The sequence below is a fragment of the Verrucomicrobiota bacterium genome, from assembly GCA_039027815.1.
GTDB lineage: Bacteria > Verrucomicrobiota > Verrucomicrobiia > Verrucomicrobiales > JBCCJK01 > JBCCJK01.
On the sequence record JBCCJK010000047.1, the window covers coordinates 1 to 15,381 of the forward strand.

Annotated in this window: 15 protein-coding genes; 4 read left to right on the forward strand and 11 right to left on the reverse strand. The window is 60.4% G+C overall.

Features of this window, described 5'->3' with window-relative positions:
- Window positions 1–300 precede the first annotated feature (300 nt).
- From AAF555_10955 to AAF555_11005, 11 genes are read right to left on the reverse strand one after another with little or no spacing between them, the layout of a single operon-like run.
- Window positions 301–2,562, reverse strand: coding sequence for a secretin N-terminal domain-containing protein (locus tag AAF555_10955; GenBank protein MEM6912085.1), 2,262 nt, complete (start codon window positions 2,560–2,562; stop codon window positions 301–303).
- Between the two features lie 5 nt (window positions 2,563–2,567).
- Window positions 2,568–3,131, reverse strand: coding sequence for a hypothetical protein (locus AAF555_10960; GenBank protein MEM6912086.1), 564 nt, complete (start codon window positions 3,129–3,131; stop codon window positions 2,568–2,570).
- Entirely contained in the window at window positions 3,128–3,661 is a 534-nt protein-coding gene (locus AAF555_10965) for a hypothetical protein (protein ID MEM6912087.1), read from the reverse strand. Before AAF555_10965 ends, AAF555_10960 begins: the two co-directional genes overlap by 4 nt.
- Entirely contained in the window at window positions 3,658–4,905 is a 1,248-nt protein-coding gene (locus AAF555_10970; GenBank protein ID MEM6912088.1) for a hypothetical protein, read from the reverse strand. Before AAF555_10970 ends, AAF555_10965 begins: the two co-directional genes overlap by 4 nt.
- A gap of 11 nt (window positions 4,906–4,916) precedes the next feature.
- On the reverse strand, window positions 4,917–5,852 hold the full coding sequence (locus AAF555_10975; protein MEM6912089.1) for a hypothetical protein: 936 nt from the start codon (window positions 5,850–5,852) through the stop codon (window positions 4,917–4,919).
- On the reverse strand, window positions 5,852–6,817 hold the full coding sequence (locus AAF555_10980; GenBank protein MEM6912090.1) for a prepilin-type N-terminal cleavage/methylation domain-containing protein: 966 nt from the start codon (window positions 6,815–6,817) through the stop codon (window positions 5,852–5,854). Before AAF555_10980 ends, AAF555_10975 begins: the two co-directional genes overlap by 1 nt.
- Entirely contained in the window at window positions 6,807–7,214 is a 408-nt protein-coding gene (locus AAF555_10985; GenBank protein ID MEM6912091.1) for a prepilin-type N-terminal cleavage/methylation domain-containing protein, read from the reverse strand. Before AAF555_10985 ends, AAF555_10980 begins: the two co-directional genes overlap by 11 nt.
- Entirely contained in the window at window positions 7,214–7,690 is a 477-nt protein-coding gene (locus AAF555_10990; protein ID MEM6912092.1) for a prepilin-type N-terminal cleavage/methylation domain-containing protein, read from the reverse strand. Before AAF555_10990 ends, AAF555_10985 begins: the two co-directional genes overlap by 1 nt.
- Window positions 7,687–8,127: a type II secretion system major pseudopilin GspG gene (gene gspG, locus AAF555_10995; protein MEM6912093.1), complete on the reverse strand. Its 441-nt coding sequence runs from the start codon at window positions 8,125–8,127 to the stop codon at window positions 7,687–7,689. Before gspG ends, AAF555_10990 begins: the two co-directional genes overlap by 4 nt.
- A 36-nt stretch (window positions 8,128–8,163) precedes the next feature.
- Window positions 8,164–9,423 carry a type II secretion system F family protein gene (locus AAF555_11000; protein MEM6912094.1) on the reverse strand — a complete coding sequence of 420 codons (1,260 nt, stop codon included), beginning with the start codon at window positions 9,421–9,423 and terminating at the stop codon, window positions 8,164–8,166.
- Between the two features lie 6 nt (window positions 9,424–9,429).
- On the reverse strand, window positions 9,430–11,181 hold the full coding sequence (locus AAF555_11005; protein ID MEM6912095.1) for a GspE/PulE family protein: 1,752 nt from the start codon (window positions 11,179–11,181) through the stop codon (window positions 9,430–9,432).
- A 194-nt stretch (window positions 11,182–11,375) separates the two neighbouring features.
- Here AAF555_11005 and AAF555_11010 point away from each other — a divergent pair, with 194 nt between their 5' ends.
- From AAF555_11010 to argS, 4 genes are all read left to right on the forward strand, one after another.
- Window positions 11,376–12,815 (forward strand): hypothetical protein, encoded by a 1,440-nt coding sequence (locus AAF555_11010; GenBank protein MEM6912096.1) that lies wholly within the window; start codon window positions 11,376–11,378, stop codon window positions 12,813–12,815.
- A gap of 80 nt (window positions 12,816–12,895) precedes the next feature.
- Complete coding sequence (locus tag AAF555_11015; protein MEM6912097.1) at window positions 12,896–13,396, forward strand: OmpA family protein; 501 nt, start codon at window positions 12,896–12,898, stop codon at window positions 13,394–13,396.
- A gap of 97 nt (window positions 13,397–13,493) precedes the next feature.
- Window positions 13,494–13,964: a PTS sugar transporter subunit IIA gene (locus AAF555_11020; protein MEM6912098.1), complete on the forward strand. Its 471-nt coding sequence runs from the start codon at window positions 13,494–13,496 to the stop codon at window positions 13,962–13,964.
- A gap of 98 nt (window positions 13,965–14,062) precedes the next feature.
- Window positions 14,063–15,381, forward strand: a 1,319-nt coding sequence (gene argS, locus AAF555_11025; GenBank protein MEM6912099.1) for an arginine--tRNA ligase, incomplete at its 3' end; no start/stop codon positions are given.

The window sequence follows — 15,381 nt, forward strand, 5'->3', positions numbered from 1 at the left end:
GTAGAATGGCCGAGTGGATTTCGGGCCAGACCAAGGCGCGACGAGGGCGCGGTGCAGGCACCGTAACCTAGGAGCAACGCAGCGCTGGCCCGAAAGACACCGGCTCTCCCTTCCCCGCGCTTCAGCGCCTCTTCCCCACACCTCCTTCCCTCCATTCTACCTGTGAATTCTGGAGATTGGTATTACCCAAGTGATGGGTAGCCGGAAAGGCCTTGGGTGGGTAGCTGGTTTGCACATCGGCTCATCGCACCCGCCGCGCCGGGGACGTCGCGGCCCACCAAGGTTGGGTTTCACCTTGTGTCAGCGTTTCTTGAAGGCGCTGCTCCCGGTGCTGCTTTTCTCGCTTGAACCGCTGCCGAACATTCTGCCGAAAAAGGATTCCTCTTTCTCTTCTTTGGTCTCGCTTTCCGCTGCCTCGTTGCCCTCCGGTGGGCGGAGATCAGGCAGAATGGTGGAGTCCTCCCTCCCAAAACGAGGGAGAATTTCTTCAGCCGCCCACTCCCGCTCCAGCTCTTCGGGGCCGTCGATGATATTGGCCTGAATGAAGATCATGATTTCCCGGCGCTCGATCCCTTTGTCGACCGTGCCCACGAGATGACGCAGAAGCGGCACTCTCACCAGGAACGGGACCCCGGAATCCTCATCGGTTTCCTGCTCCACGATGAGCCCCCCCAAGACGATGGTGCCGCCATCCCGCACGGTCACGGTGGTGCCGAGCTGCTGGGTCGAGATGACCGGCACATCGTTCCCAGAGATCGATTGGGACCCGATGACGTTGTCGTTGATTTGCGTCACGAAGAGCGTGACGTCGTCCTCGGAACTTATGAGTGGAGTGACCGAGAGTTCCAGCACGACCTCACGGTAGCCAATGTTGGAGGTGAGCGATCCATCCTGACTGATGGTGCTGGTGACGGTGCTGGTGGGAACCGGCACTTGCTGCCCGGAGGAGAGGACCGCGGGCTGATTGTTGCCGGTGAAAACGGCCGGGTTGGCTAGTAGCTTGAAGTCTCGCTGGCTTTCGAGGAGCCGCAGATAGGTGGCGACTGACTGTCCGGTGCGATAGTAGATGGCGAGGCTGTCGCTGAGGTCGTTGGCCCGAATCAATTCGGAAATCCCGGTGGCCGAGGCCAGCCCATCGTCGGCGTTGGTGCCGGTGTTGTTCGTCGAACCGATGAAGGAATCATTGAGGACCTGGAGAAGTTCGAAGCCGGTCCGGCGATCGTTGGTGAGCGTCAACTGCCCAATGATGGCCCGGATGAGGACCTGCCGGGGGCGGACGTCCAATTCCTCCGCCAGGCGATTGACCAATTCGACGTCCTCGGGCGAGCCGGAAACGATGATGGTGTTGAGCTGATTGTCCGCGATCAGGAGGGTCTTCCCCACGATGATGGATTCCGGAACGGGCCTTTCGCCCTGGATATTCGTCAAGCCCGTGCCCCGGTTGCTCCCGCTGTTGGTGTTCCCCCCGAAAGCGCCCCCCGCATTGCCGCCGAGACCGGCGCTGGCATTGCCCAGGCCGGCGTTCCCCCGCCCGCCCGCGTTGCCATCTTGCACTTCCAAGGAACCGCGGCCAAGCGCGTCCGCCGCCAGCCCGAGAAAGTCAGAAGCCGCCATGTGTTGGAGCTGCTTTTTCACGAAGTTCGAGGACTCATTCGGCGCATCAAACTCCTCCACCAGCTTGCGGACAAAGAAGATGTCGATCTCGCGACCGACCACGAAGATCCGGTTGGTTCGGGCGTCTGCGATGACGCGGGTGTTTTGCTCGGAGGCGTTGGCACTCCCGGTCTGAAGAGCCTGGCCCACGGCTGCGGGGAGGTTCGCCTGGTTGTTGGGAGCCGACTGTGGCGCAATGCCTCCGCCGCGAGCGGGCACGTCCGGCGCGCTGCTGGAGATTTCCATGATCTCCTGCACTAGCTCGGCCACCCGTTCGGCATCGGCGCGCTGCAGTTTAATGAATTCGGTTTTGATGTTGGCCGACGACTGATCGATCTCACGTTTTAGTTGGATGAGCTTGCGAATGACCGGGGTGTTTTCCACGATGACCAAGGCGGCCGCGTTCGGCATAGGGGCCATGGCTCCGTAGCTATGCAACTGCACCACGAGCTTGAAGGCGTTGGCGGCTTCCTCCGGGGAGATGAACTGAAAGCGCATGACATAGGCAATGACCTGTTCCTCTTCGGGGATGGGTTGCCCATCCACAAAGATCGGGAGTCCCTCGACCGCCAGGTTTTTCCCGGCCGCGGTGTTGATGAGCTTGAGGGTGTCGTTTCCGGCCGGCACGAAAGCGAGCCCTTCAAGCAACAAAGCAGCCTCGATGAAATCCCGGGCCTCCGGCAAGCTCATGGGCTCCTTGTGAAAGACATTGAACTGGATCCCGGTGTCGACTTTGGAATCCACAATGATCTTTTGATCGGTCAGGTTGGCCCGGTAGAAATGGAGAATCTCGATCACGGTGCTGTTAGGAAAGCTGACCTCCACCGTGTCTTGCGCTCGCGCGGAAGAAGCCCAGAGGACGCAGCCCAGGCAGGCCGCTTGGAAAGAGAAGAGAGAGGGAAATCTCATAGGGGTTATCGGTTCGGCGGAGTGGGAATGACCCTCCGGCGATTGATGCGGGAGGCCGGCGTCTCGGGAGGAGGCTGTCCCGGCTGCACTCCGGCAGTTGGCTGATTGTTGTTGGCCTGCAAGACCGTCTGTGGTGAGGATTTGCGAGCGAGTAGTTCCTCATCCCGCTGCACCACTCCCTGCTGGCTTCCCTTGGAAAGGCGAACGCTCGTGAGCTGGTATTGTTCAAAGTTCTCGACTGCCAGCAGGCGGATCCCGGAGGCGCGATCGGTCTCTCCCACGGCTGCCTGGAGGATGATGGATTCCTTGGTTTCTCGATCGATCAAGTAGACGCTCCAACGGTCCCCTCTCCGAGCCAGGCCCGAGAGAGCCAGCGAGTCGGAGAAGCGGACTTCTTCCGGAGGGGCCAAGAGGGGAGCGGCCTTGCGCTCGGTGATCGCGGAATTCTGCCAGAGAAGGCGATAGCGTGAGACGTCTTGTTTGCGAGGCACCTCCGGGGGAGGCAAGGCTCGCGAACTGGTCACGCTGATGGCCAGTAGAGTGAGGGCAAAAAGTGAACGCCTTTTCATGATTCGGCCCCTCCTTTTTGGAACCATTGGGTCAGGCGAGCCTCGCACAGCACCTTGCTCTTGTCTTGGGGCAAGGCCCGGAGTCGCACGAAGCCAAGCGCGCGATAGGATTCCGCCTTCGTCAATTCATAGAGAAAAGGAATGACGGATTTTTCCTCCCCCTCGCAGACAAGGGAAACGGTAATGGAGTCGAGCGCCGCACCCGGCTCGACCTCGCCAGGCTGCATGCGGGTGAAGCGGATCCCGGGGTGCCGCAGCGCGGTTTGCTCCACCAGTTGGACGAGATCGGTCTTGGCGCTTTGCTCGGTTTTCACCGCAGGTGGATGGGACGCCAACCAATCCTTGAGCTCGCTCCAAAGCGCCTTGTCTTGGAGGACCACGTCGTAGTCCAAGAGGAGGTTCTCATACTCTGCCACCTTGGCTTCGGCTCGGGTATGAGCGCGCAAGCTCCAAAGGACCAAGCCCAAGGTGAACATCAGGAAAACGGCCCCACCAAAGAGGGCCAAAAGGAATTTTTCCCTCGGCGTCATGGCATCCTCGCGGCCAGGGGGGATCGGCCGCTGATTTGAAACTTGGCCGCATTGGTTCGGGGATCAATGCTGGGCGTGGGATTGTTCCAGTCCCAGGCCCAGAAGAGATCACTCTCTTGCAGGCGACGATCAAAACTGCTCGCCAGCGCGAAGCTATTCGCCTCGCCGCTCAGTGTGATGGAGCCATTCTCCAGCTGCCCATCGAGAAAGCGAATGGCCGTGCTGGGGCGCGTTTGGTAAAGTCGTAGCAGCAGCTCCAAAGGCGCTTCTTCCTGATCAAAGACGGGATAAACCTCGGTCACCAACGAACGCGTTTCGAGCAAGGACGCCACCTCCGGCCCAAGTGCTTCCACTCGCTCACTCAAGTCCCGGAGCTCGGACTGCACCAAGAGCCAGCGAGTGAAAAGCAGCCCGAGCAACACGAGGTAAACGGCGGCCGCGGCCATGACCGCTGCCTTGATTTTTCTTCTTTGGGATCTTTTGGTCCGGGCCTGGGCTACGACGCTTGGAACTAGGGTCGAGGAGCGTAGCTGAGTCTTGGGAGCCGGCGGCTCGCCTTGTTCGACCGGCATTTCCAGGCGCCGACGCAACTCTTGCACGAGATCCGGCGGCACCTCCATCCACAACTGGAGACCGCGGAGCTCCTTCACCCAACCGGCGAGGGTGGCCTGCAAGATGACACTGCGCACTTCGCCGACAAAACCGGCATCGAGGTAATGGGTGCTCAAGATCTGAAAGTAGGCCAACTCCCCACCCCGGGTGAGCCCCAAGCAGAGCTGGCCCAGTTCCTCCCAGACAATGACCTCATTGGGCGGCAACTCCCTCCAGGCCATCCCGAGCTCGATTTGCGAGGGGAGGAGGGGCAATTCTGCGACCGTGTCTTCCTCTTGCAGCAGCCGGACCAGGACCAATTGCCGATTTTCCTCCTGGCAAACTCTCCCGAGCGAAATCCGCGCCGCGGGCCTCTCTTCTCCCGTCTCCAAGCCCATTCGCTCCAATTGAAGGGCCACCGCTGACCGCATGACCTCGGGATCCAAACTATTGACCCAGACCGGCACCGCCAAGACCATCCGGGTAGGCAAGCCCAAGGCCACCTCGGCAGGCAGGATGCCATCGCCCACTTCTCGCAAGGGGACCGCGGTGCTCGCGAGCGACCAAGCCGTCTCCCCCGTCTGCTTCCACACTTCCCAATCCTGGCGGCTGGGAAGCAGCAAGGTGCGTTCTTGTCGTTTTCCTGATGCCATGGATTCGTGATTCAGCGGAGCCGAGACTGTTCCCGTCGGCTCATGACGATGGGATTAGGTGATTTGGACTGAAGCACCAACACCACCGTCTTCTCAAAGTTGTCCACCCAACCCGTGGATTCAATCCGGACCATCGAATCATTCACGGTGAAGCGATCGGCTCGCTGGTCCGCCGGGAGAAAGCTCCCGAGAGCGCCGAGCGCCTCGTCCACGCTTTGGTAGAGCAAATCATCTTCCGTCTCGGGAAGGAGGTCGGGTCCCACCCGCAGCTCGACGAAGCTGCGGGCGGCATCCAAAGGCACTTCCGCGGCCGCCGCCAGCGTCTCGGCATCGGCGTGATTGACATCGATGGGGCCACGCGAAAGCAGCGAAAAAAAGGACCTCCAATCAGGTCGCACCTCCGCCACGCGTTCCATTCCCCGACTCAAGGCCATCTCGTCCAGATTGTAAAATGGGCGGTCAAAAGGATAGCCCTCCCGCTCCTGTTCCAAATACCAATCTCTTTCGGCCCCATTCAATTCGGCCAATTCATCCTCGTCCACCCAATCCTTGAGGGATTCAGCCACTTCCGTGGCCTCCGTCTCGTCCAATCCCCAGTTCAAAAACAGCTGAGAGAGGAGGCTGACCTGCCCTCGAATCAATACATAGTTGGGATTGATCTTGGCCGCCTCGGTCGTGAGGCGCACCCGGTAGCCCTCCACGCCATTTTGGTAGACGCGGACTAGCAAGGGATCCTCTTTTTCGACATCTGGATGAGCCGCCAAAGCCAGCCCGGTTTCGGCCAGTTGGGTCGCGCGGAATTCTTTGCTATCGAGCAAGGCCGTGTCGAGGTCTTGCTTCAAGAGCTTCAAACTGACCGCGATGATGAGGCTCAGTGCGCCAATCAGCCAGAAGACGATCAAAAGCGCCGCGCCGGAACGGCCTATTGACGAGGGAGAAGAAGACATCACTCGGGGCGTATTCTCTTGAACGTTTCAGCCCATTTCACATCATCCGGCGGATCATAGTCCGGATGATCGGGATTCAAATGATTGGGAAGGCTGCCCGCGCCGCCTTGGCTCTGGACAGTTGGTGGTCCAAAGTTTCCCCGCCCACCCTCACCACGCTCTCTCCCATCGCCAACGCCGCCCGGGGCGCCACTCGCACCTTCACGACCGCCCCGACGTCGGCCATCAAAGCTTCCACCGCCTGGACCATTTCCACCGCCACCGAAGGCCGCCTCCGGCTGGCTTGTTGTCCCACTAATCTGGCGTGCGGCCAACTCCGGGTTGGATGCAGGTGGAATCCAAAAAACATGCTTGTGCAACAACGCGTCGCCCAGGTAGGCATAATTCAACTCCACCATGCGGGGGCGACCCTGCCCTCGCTCCCATTCGAAGATCCATTCATCCAAAGCCGAATCATAAATCTTCCATTCAAAAAAGCGCAGTCCTTTCAGCAACGACAAAGAGCGCTCGAAATCAGGAAGGCCTTCCTCTAAGACCGCGACCCCCTCCAGCCTTTCCACGTAATCCCCGGAAACCTCGGTCAGGACGACATCGAGCGAGCCTTTGCCATCCTTGAGGGTCCGCAAGGCCACGCTCCGCTCCCTCATCTGCAAGCTCGACGAAGGGAAGAAGGAATCGGCCTGATACACCATAAAATCAGAAAGATAGTGCCGCCCATCGTCCTCGTAGGTCAGATCGACCTCCGCATGGCCTGGGAGGCCTTGGAAGAGCTCGCTCACCAGTCGCACAAAGGCCCCGTCCCGGGATTCCAAGTCATTCGACTGATTGATCGATTGGGTGAGCGTCACGGCTCCTTGGTAGACCCCCGTGATGGCACCGATCAAAAGCGCGAGAATCCCCAGAGCCAGCATCACCTCCAAGAGGGTGAAGCCCTCTCGTCGAAAGATCGGGTGCTCAGCGCGCATAGAGGGGAAGATAGCGTAGAAACTCTGCGGTTTCGACTTGGATCTGGCCTCTTCGCAACCACTCCGCTTGCAGCTGAACCGAAACCAAATTGTTCAAAGGCTGGCCGTCCTGGTTTTCGACCTCTTCCAGGGCCTCAATGGTCGCGCGAACCAAGACGCCATTGGCATCCGCCTCAAACTCATACTCTCCCGCTTGCAGTTCGAGCGTGGCCCGGATCTCCGCCATGGTCGAGGCGAGGGCCGCTCGCGCCATGGCACTACGCCGACTCTCGAGCGCCACTTGGCCGATTTGAGAGATGGCCTGGGTAAGAGCGATTCCCACTAAGGCAAACACCGTCATGGCCACAATGACCTCCATCAGGACAAATCCCGAGGGCTGGGGCGATCGGCTCTTCATCAGTAAATCGCGAATTCCTCCTCGACCACCTCGCCATTGAGAGGCCCAAAGGTCAGCTGCACCCAGGAGCGCTCTCGCTCGAAGCGGAGAAACAAAGGTTCATTCAGTCCCGTCGCTTCAAAGATCCACTGCGCGCCGTCTGCTTCTTGCCAATCGTTCTGCTGCTCACGGCGGACCTTGACGGACACGTCCTCCGCTAGCTGGTAGCGATACCCGGCTGGCCCACCCCGCACCCCAAGCCCAATGACATTTTCCTGAAAAGAAATCGCCATCGGGAGCTGCTCCAAGCGCGAGAGGCGGGCCGCTTCTCGGGCCATGGTCTTGATCTCCGCCACGGGATCTTCCAAGCGACGTTGGTCCCTGAAATCAGCATAAAAGAGGAGCGATCCTGCCAAGAGCATCGCACCGATGGTGATGGCCACCACTGTCTCGATGAGAGTGAAGCCTCTCGCTCTTGGAAAACGCCTTGGACTCACTGCATGCGGGACTGGCTACTGAGATCATCCTCGGTCTCGAACTCCTCATCGGGCCCGGCGGAAATGATCTCAAAGGTTTCGGCCTTCTTTCGTCCTCGGCGAAGGTATTGGTAGGGCGTGCCCCAAGGGTCGATCGGCACTTCTTTCAGCTTCTGCGTCCACCGCCTCGGCTCCGGTGCCCCCGAGGGGCGAGTGACCAAGGCCTCGAGTCCCTGCTCATCGCTCGGAAGAAACAGAGCCAGATTCTCATAACCCTGGAGAGCGGTGGAGATTTTATTGAAATCGGCATCCACCCTCCCGAGTTTGGCATCATCCAGGAAGCCCGTCACGAAGAAGGCGGAACCACCAATGAGAATCGTCAGGATGCCTAAGACAATCATCATTTCAATGAGAGTGAAGCCCCTCAGGAGGCTAGGTCGGGTTGGCTGCGGGTTCATGGAATCAGGGAAGAGAAGACAAAGGTGTTGAATCGTTTATCGAATGCGAAGTTCGGAGATCGTTTGGAAGATGGCCGTCACCATCATGTAAGCCACGCTACCGATGAGCACCGCCATGACAATGAGAACAATAGGCGTGATGAGGGCGGTCATGCGACTGATCCGTTTGCTCAGTTCACTGTCGTAGCGCTGGGCCGAGCGTCGAAGTGCGGTCGGCAAATCGCCCGTCTGTTCGCCCACGTGCAGCATGTCCTGCATCAAGTCCGGGAAACCGCCCACCCGGGAGAGGGCCCGCGTAAGGGCCGTCCCATCGCCCACTAACAGGATCGCTTGATCGAGTCGCGAGCGATAAAAAAGATTGGTCGTGGCATCCCTCACTAGCTCCAAGGCCCGCAAAAGCGGCAGCCCATTGCTCACCAGGTTGGCGAGCGTCTCCAAAAACTGCACGAAGATCCGGGACTGCATGATAGGACCGGCCAAGGGAAGCTTGAGCTTGAACTCGTCCCACTTTTTCTGGTTTTCCGTCTTCTTGACCCATTGGAGAAACCCCACCACGCCCACGACCGTGAGCACGAGCACGGGCAGCCAAATGGCCGCCAAAAAACCGCTCAAGCCCATGACCAATTTTGCGCCCCAAGGCAGCTCGCCGCCGGTGCTGGCCAGCAGTTCGAGCAGCTGCGGAATGAGAAACGATTGGAACAAAAAAAGCACGCCAATCCCAATCACGATCAGGAAAGCGGGGTAGATCAAGGCCCCGACCATCTTGTTCTGCAACTCTGCCAAAGCCGCGAGATACTGGGCCTGCCTCCGCAACATGACCCCGAGGGCGCCGCTCACCTCACCGGCCGCTGCCAAGCTGCAGTAGAGCGGACCAAAACTGGGGGAGGCTTTGCGCAAGGCCGCTGAAAAACTGCTGCCATCCCGGACCTCGCTCCGAAGCGTCCGCGTGACGTGAGAGAGCTCCGAAAGTTCCTTCCGGTTCTCCATGGCGCGCAAGGCGGGCTCCAACTGCAAGCCCGCCTGGAGCATATCGCTCAGCTCCTCGGTGAAGGTGATGACCTGCTGCCGCTTCAACTTGACCGAACCCGGCGTGCCCGGCTCGACCGACTTTTTCGAACGGGGTTCTTTCCGAAGACGGGCCTGGGGCGGCTTGGCCAGAGCGGCTTCCTTGACCGAAAGAGGTTGGAGCGCTTTGCGCTCCAGCAGTCGCAGGACTTCGGAACGATCACGTGCCTCCAAAAGCCCTGTCGAGAGGGAGCCATTGCGTTCGAGAGCGCGGTATTCGAAGGACGCCATGGGGACTTAGACGGGCTCCTCCTCCAAGTTGTAAGTCGTGGCGCTCACGACCTCATCGACCGTCGTCTCTCCCTCGAGCACTTTGCCCCAGCCGTATTCCCGCAGGCCTCGGAAGCCTTCGAGGCGGGCTTGGCGCTCGATGGCCGAGGTGGCCGCGCCCGAGACGATCAGTTCCTCGATTTTACGGGACACCGAGACCACTTCGTAGATCGCCAAGCGGCCGCGGTAGCCCGACATGCGACAGGTCTCACACCCCACCGGCTGAAAGATCTTCTCGGTCTGGTCCATGGGGAAGCCCACCGCCTTGAGGTAGGCCAGGTCGGGGTCTTTCATGGGCTGCCGGCAATCTGGACAGAGCCGCCGCACCAGGCGTTGGGCCAAAAAGGCTCGCACGGAGGCCGCGACCAAATAAGGTTCCAGCCCCATGTCCACCAAGCGATTGATGCCAGCGACGGCATCATTTGTGTGCAGCGTACTGAAGACGAGGTGACCGGTCAGGGAAGCCCGGATGGCAATCTCGGCCGTCTCGAGGTCGCGGATTTCTCCAATCATCACGATATTGGGATCGCCCCGAAGGATCGAGCGGAGCCCGCCAGCAAAAGTCAGATTGATCTCCGGCTTGACCGCGATTTGCATGACGCCCTCCAGTTTGTTCTCCACCGGATCTTCAATCGTCACGATGCGCGTGCCGGGCTTGTTCAGCTCGCTCAGGCAGGTGTAGAGCGTGGTCGATTTCCCGGAGCCCGTCGGCCCCGTCACTAGAATAATGCCATTGGGCATGGCCAGCAAGCCGTCCAATTTGCGGCGGACCTCCGCGTTCAAGCCAAGTCGATCGAGCGTGAACTTCTCCTGATTGAGAAGCCGCAAGCTGACGCTCTCCCCTTCCACCGTCGGAATGGTGGCGACCCGAACATCGATGTTCCTGCCCTCGATCTGAAGGTTGATGCGCCCGTCCTGCGGGAGCCGTCGCTCGGCGATGTCGAGTCGCGACATGATCTTGAGGCGCGCGATCACGGAGGCTTGCAGGGCCTTGATGTTTTCCGGGACCGGAACCTCTTGTAGCACCCCGTCAATGCGGTAGCGAATGCGCAGATTGCTCCGCAGCGGCTCCACGTGGATGTCGGTGGCTCGTTCCTCGAGGGCTCGCCGGATGATCTGATTGACAAACTTCACGACGGAGGCCTCCTCGTCGTCTTCATCGAGAATGCTGGCCTCATCCTCCCGATTCTCGAGAGACTCCAAATCCATTTCCCTCCCGGCCAGCAATTGCTCAAAGGTGTCGGCGCCCACTCCGTACAGCTCCTGCAAGGCTTCCAGCAGGCGGCGACGGGGGGCCAAGGTCCACTCGATTTCAAATCCATTCAAGGCGGCCACCGACTGCCGGGCCACGTGATCGAGCGGATCGTAGGTGGCAAGGCGCAGGACTTTCGGCACGGGCGACAGGGCAGCCTCCTTTTCTCCCGGCGTCTCGGGCTCGGGACTCAGCTCCAGGGGGAGAAGCCGATGCTTGAGAGCCACCTGGGCGCTAAAGGCCTTGCGCAAACGACCCGGCTCCTTCGCCACGGGCTCCTCCACCCAGGCCATGTCGAGCATTTGGCTCAGTTCCTGAAGGAAGCGGTCTTCCTCGACCGCCCGGGTCTCCATCAATTCGACCACCACCGAAACTTGGCGCTCCACGGCCGCTTCGATCAGTCGATCGACCTTCTCCGCCTCGACACGCGCGGTGCGGTGGGCGATGTCTAGCAGCAGTTGCTTCATGCAGCGGGGATTCCGTCGAGGAGGGAGCCACGTTGCTCGCCCCTGGCAGTGAAATCAATTTCAAGTTCGCAAGCCCATTTCATGGGCAAGAGCGCTAGGAAAACGATCCTTTACGGAAAAAGTTGCGCGACTCCTGAAAGGTCTCTGGGTTTTTCCTCCTTTCTCTCATTCTCACCTCCAGCCTTTCTTTGTTTATGAACCAGACCCTCCTCATCGCCATTCTCGCTTCCACCCTGGCCGGCGGCCTCGTGGGCGGCTTGGTCGGCTTTCAGCTGAGCGAGCCCTCTCCCGGAGAGGCCGGATTCGCCCCCGGCGACCTGCCCACCCGCAGCAGCGACCGCACCGGCTCCGCCAACCCAGCAAGCACCGCCCGAAGCGGCGAGAATCCAGCAGCCAACCGCAGCCAAGGTTTTGGGACCTTCGCGCCCGACAGCTTGGCCGAGATCTTTTCTCTTCCCAGTCGAATTGATCGTTGGTCCGCCATGATCCGCTTCTTCAGCCAAATGGACGCCGACGAATTGGCCACCCTCTACGCCGAACAAGGGCCCTTCAATTTTGACTTCGATGAACTGGCCAAACGGCAGCTCTTGCTCTCGCGCTGGGCTGAGCTGGATCCTCTGGGCGCGCTCGCGGCCGTGGGCGGCGAGGGAGGGCGGGAAGCCGCTATGGGCAAAATGTCCATTCTCAAAAGCTGGGCCAGCTCCGATCCCGTGGCCGCCGCCGCCTACTACAGCGCCAACCAGGACGCTCTCGCCGACGGCAATCGATTTGGCGGGCGCGGGCCGAGCAACGTCTCCGCCATCGCCGGGGAATGGGCCAAACAAGATCCCGAAGGCGCCCTCTCCTGGGCCAGCAGCTTATCCGATGACAGCGGGCAACGCTCCGCCATGGAAGCGATTTTCGGAGAACTTGCCAAAACCGACCCCGCAGCAGCCGCATCCCAGGCCATGGCGGCTCTCAGCGGCCAAAATCTCGAGGGTGCCTTCCGACAGATTGGTCGCACTTGGGCCGGACAGGACCAGGAGGCCGCGCTCGCCTGGGCTCGTTCGCTTACAGGCGAGGAAGCGGCCAGCGGAGTCAGTTCCGTTCTGCGGGGAATTTCGGATAACGATCCCGAAGCCGCCCTTCGCCTCTTGGCGGAGTTTCCCGCGGCGGCCGAGGATGAGCGCTTGGTGGGTCGCCTGACAGATGAGTGGGCCGAGCAGGACCCACAAAGCACCGCGGAATGGGTCAGCGACCTTCCGGAAGGCGAAGCCAAAGCCACCGCCACCACTGAACTGGTGCGCGAATGGATGCGGAGCGATCAAACAGAAGCCATGAGCTGGGTCAAAGAACAGCCCGCCGGCCCCTCGCGCGACAACGCCGTCGCGGGCCTCGTCCAGAGTCTTCGCAACAGCGATCCCGAATCAGCCGTGACCGAATGGGCCACCGCCATCCAGGACGAAGGACTGCGCAACCGCACCATCCTCTCCAGCCTGGGCCGCTGGGCGCGCCAGGACAGCAGCGCGGCCATCGAGTGGGCCGAAACCACCGACTCTCTCAACGACCAGGCTTTTGAGCGCGCGGCCTCCCTCCTCCAGAGAGCGGCCGAAGGCGGTGGCGGTGGCCCTCCCCGCCCCCGAGGAGAACGCTGAACCCCGGCCACTACCAGGCGATCCGGAGGAAATAGTAAAGACATCTTGAATAAAATCGCCAAAACCGGTACGTTTTCCAGGTGTCCGGCCGACTTCCGAGCCTCTCTCTCTGGGGACTTCTCTCCGTCTCTCTCTTGACGGGCTGTTTTCCCATCGTCCCAGAAGGCGGCGGGGTGGCCAATGAAGCACCTCCCGCCACGCCCCTGCCGGCCCGCGACGACTCCTACTCCTACGCGGGGCCGAGCCGTGACCAAGTCGACACCCATCGATTCCCGCCCGTACGCTTCGGTTTCAATGGCTTGGAAGTGCCCGTGGACGAACGAAGCAAAATCGCCTCGGTGGCCGAGTTTGCGGTGCAATATGACTTCCGCGTCCTGGTAGCCGGCTTCACTGACGCTGCCGGCCCCGCAGAATACAATCGCATCCTGGGAGAACGTCGCGCCCTCTCGGTCCGAGAGTGGCTCCTCCACTACGGCGTCCCCGTAGCCCGCATTCAGACCGTATCCTTTGGAGAGGACCTCCCCGCCGTGCCCGGAAATTCTCCTCTCAACCGGCGAGTGGAATTTGGCCTCGTCCCTTGATTTTCAACCCATGGGCGCCCCGTCCCAGAAAAACGCTTGCGCGAAACCACCCCGCCCGTTAGTTCACGCCCCCTTTCCGCTTGAGACCGTTTGATCTATGCATCTGGGAAAACTTCTGACGACCACACACATCGTCCCTTTCATGCAGGCCGAGGAACATTGGCCCGCGATCCAGGAACTGGTCGACCACCTTGACCACCACGGACTCCTCCAGCGCAGTTGCAAAGACCAAGTTCTCTCCGCCCTCCACCAGCGGGAAGAAGTCACCTCCACCGGGATTGGCTCCGGCGTGGCCATCCCGCACGCCTTTTGCCCGGAAATCGACGAAGTCGTAGCGGTCTTTGGTCGCTCCCAGCAGGGAATTGAATTCGGCGCCATCGATAACTCGCCGGTGCGCTACATCATGTTGTTCATCGTTCCCAGCAGCCAATACCACCTCCACCTTCAGACCCTCGCGGCCATCGCGAAAATGTTCAATAACTGCGACATCCGCAAGGCCCTCTCCCGCGCCGAATCCGAGGAGGAAATCCTCGACGTGCTCGCCCAGCGGACCTGCCGCGTGGCCTGAGCACGGCTTTTTGCTCAGGCGCTCTCCGTGACTTCCTCGGCCCCTGGAAAGCCCCGCCACCGCCAAGGCCACGCTTCCGACCCGTTTTTCGTGATTCCATGTTTGCCTCTCTTCTTTCTCAGCGCCTCCGGGAAGCGCTCGATCAGTTGGCCGCCGCAGTGCCCTCCGCCAAGGCACTCGCCGTCACCCCCGCCGCAGACAGCCGCTTTGGCGACTACCAGAGCAACGCCGCCCTGATGCTGGCCAAAGGCCTGCGGACCAACCCACGGCAACTGGCCGCTCAACTCATCGAGGCCATCGACGTCTCGGACATCGCAGAAACACCCGAGATCGCCGGCCCAGGCTTCATCAACTTCCGGCTTCGACCGGAGGCTCTCGCGCAGGGCTTGGAAAGCCTGGCCCAGGATCCTGCCTGCGGCGTGCAAAAGGTCGCTAACCCGCAGACCATCGTGATCGACTTCTCCGCCCCCAACGTGGCCAAGCCCATGCACGTGGGACACATCCGCTCGACCTTCCTGGGCGATGCCTTGGCCCGCATTGCCCGATTTCTCGGCCACCGCGTCATCAAGGACAATCATCTCGGCGATTGGGGCACGCAATTTGGAATGGTCCTTTACGGTTGGAAACAGGCACTTGACCGGGAATCGCTGGCCCAAGACCCCTTGGCCGAGCTCCTCCGGCTCTATCGCCACGTCAATGCGCTCCTCCAAGCGGACGAAAGCCTGCGCGAACTCTGCAAGGCCGAGCTAGTCAAACTCCAAGCGGGTGACGCGGAAAACCTCTCCATCTGGAAAGAATGCGTGGCAGTTTCCCAAGGCGGCTTAGAGACGATCTACCAAGCGCTTGAAATTCGCTTTGATCACTGGTTAGGAGAATCGTTTTATAATGATCGCTTGCCAGGATTGGTGGAGGAGTTCTTGGCCAAAGGCGTAGCTACCGAATCGGAAGGAGCCATCTGCATCTTTTCTGACAGAGAGGGACCCGAAGAAAAAGACCCCTTTCTCATCCAACGAGAAGGAGAATGGCAGCCGAACCCAGCCATCATTCGGAAAGCTGACGGGGGCTTCCTCTACGCCACGACCGACCTCGCCACCATCGAATACCGCATTCAAGAATGGAAGGCCGATGAGATTTGGTATGTCGTAGGCGCGCCCCAACAGCTCCATTTCCGACAAGTCTTCTCGGCAGCCAGCCGGGCCGGCTGGGAATTCACCGGCACCCACATCGCCTTTGGCTCCATCCTGGGCCAAGACCGCAAACTCATGAAAACCCGCAGTGGGGACAACGTCCAGCTGCAAGACGTTCTCGACGAGTCCATCGAGCGGGCCCGTGCTATCATTGAAGAAAAAAATCCCGACCTCCCGGCTGACGAAAAAGAAGAGATTGCCCGGACGGTCGGTTTGGGCGCCATCAAATA

Excerpts from the sequence above, each read along its gene's own strand:
- AAF555_11000 (MEM6912094.1), bottom strand. The coding sequence starts at position 9,423 with ATGGCGTCCTTCGAATACCGCGCTCTCGAACGCAATGGCTCCCTCTCG.
- AAF555_10955 (MEM6912085.1), bottom strand. The coding sequence starts at position 2,562 with ATGAGATTTCCCTCTCTCTTCTCTTTCCAAGCGGCCTGCCTGGGCTGC.
- AAF555_11010 (MEM6912096.1), top strand. The coding sequence starts at position 11,376 with ATGAACCAGACCCTCCTCATCGCCATTCTCGCTTCCACCCTGGCCGGC.
- gspG (MEM6912093.1), bottom strand. The coding sequence starts at position 8,127 with ATGAACCCGCAGCCAACCCGACCTAGCCTCCTGAGGGGCTTCACTCTC.
- AAF555_11020 (MEM6912098.1), top strand. The coding sequence starts at position 13,494 with ATGCATCTGGGAAAACTTCTGACGACCACACACATCGTCCCTTTCATG.
- AAF555_10960 (MEM6912086.1), bottom strand. The coding sequence starts at position 3,131 with ATGAAAAGGCGTTCACTTTTTGCCCTCACTCTACTGGCCATCAGCGTG.
- AAF555_10980 (MEM6912090.1), bottom strand. The coding sequence starts at position 6,817 with ATGCGCGCTGAGCACCCGATCTTTCGACGAGAGGGCTTCACCCTCTTG.
- AAF555_10965 (MEM6912087.1), bottom strand. The coding sequence starts at position 3,661 with ATGACGCCGAGGGAAAAATTCCTTTTGGCCCTCTTTGGTGGGGCCGTT.
- AAF555_10975 (MEM6912089.1), bottom strand. The coding sequence starts at position 5,852 with ATGTCTTCTTCTCCCTCGTCAATAGGCCGTTCCGGCGCGGCGCTTTTG.
- AAF555_11005 (MEM6912095.1), bottom strand. The coding sequence starts at position 11,181 with ATGAAGCAACTGCTGCTAGACATCGCCCACCGCACCGCGCGTGTCGAG.
- AAF555_10970 (MEM6912088.1), bottom strand. The coding sequence starts at position 4,905 with ATGGCATCAGGAAAACGACAAGAACGCACCTTGCTGCTTCCCAGCCGC.
- AAF555_10985 (MEM6912091.1), bottom strand. The coding sequence starts at position 7,214 with ATGAAGAGCCGATCGCCCCAGCCCTCGGGATTTGTCCTGATGGAGGTC.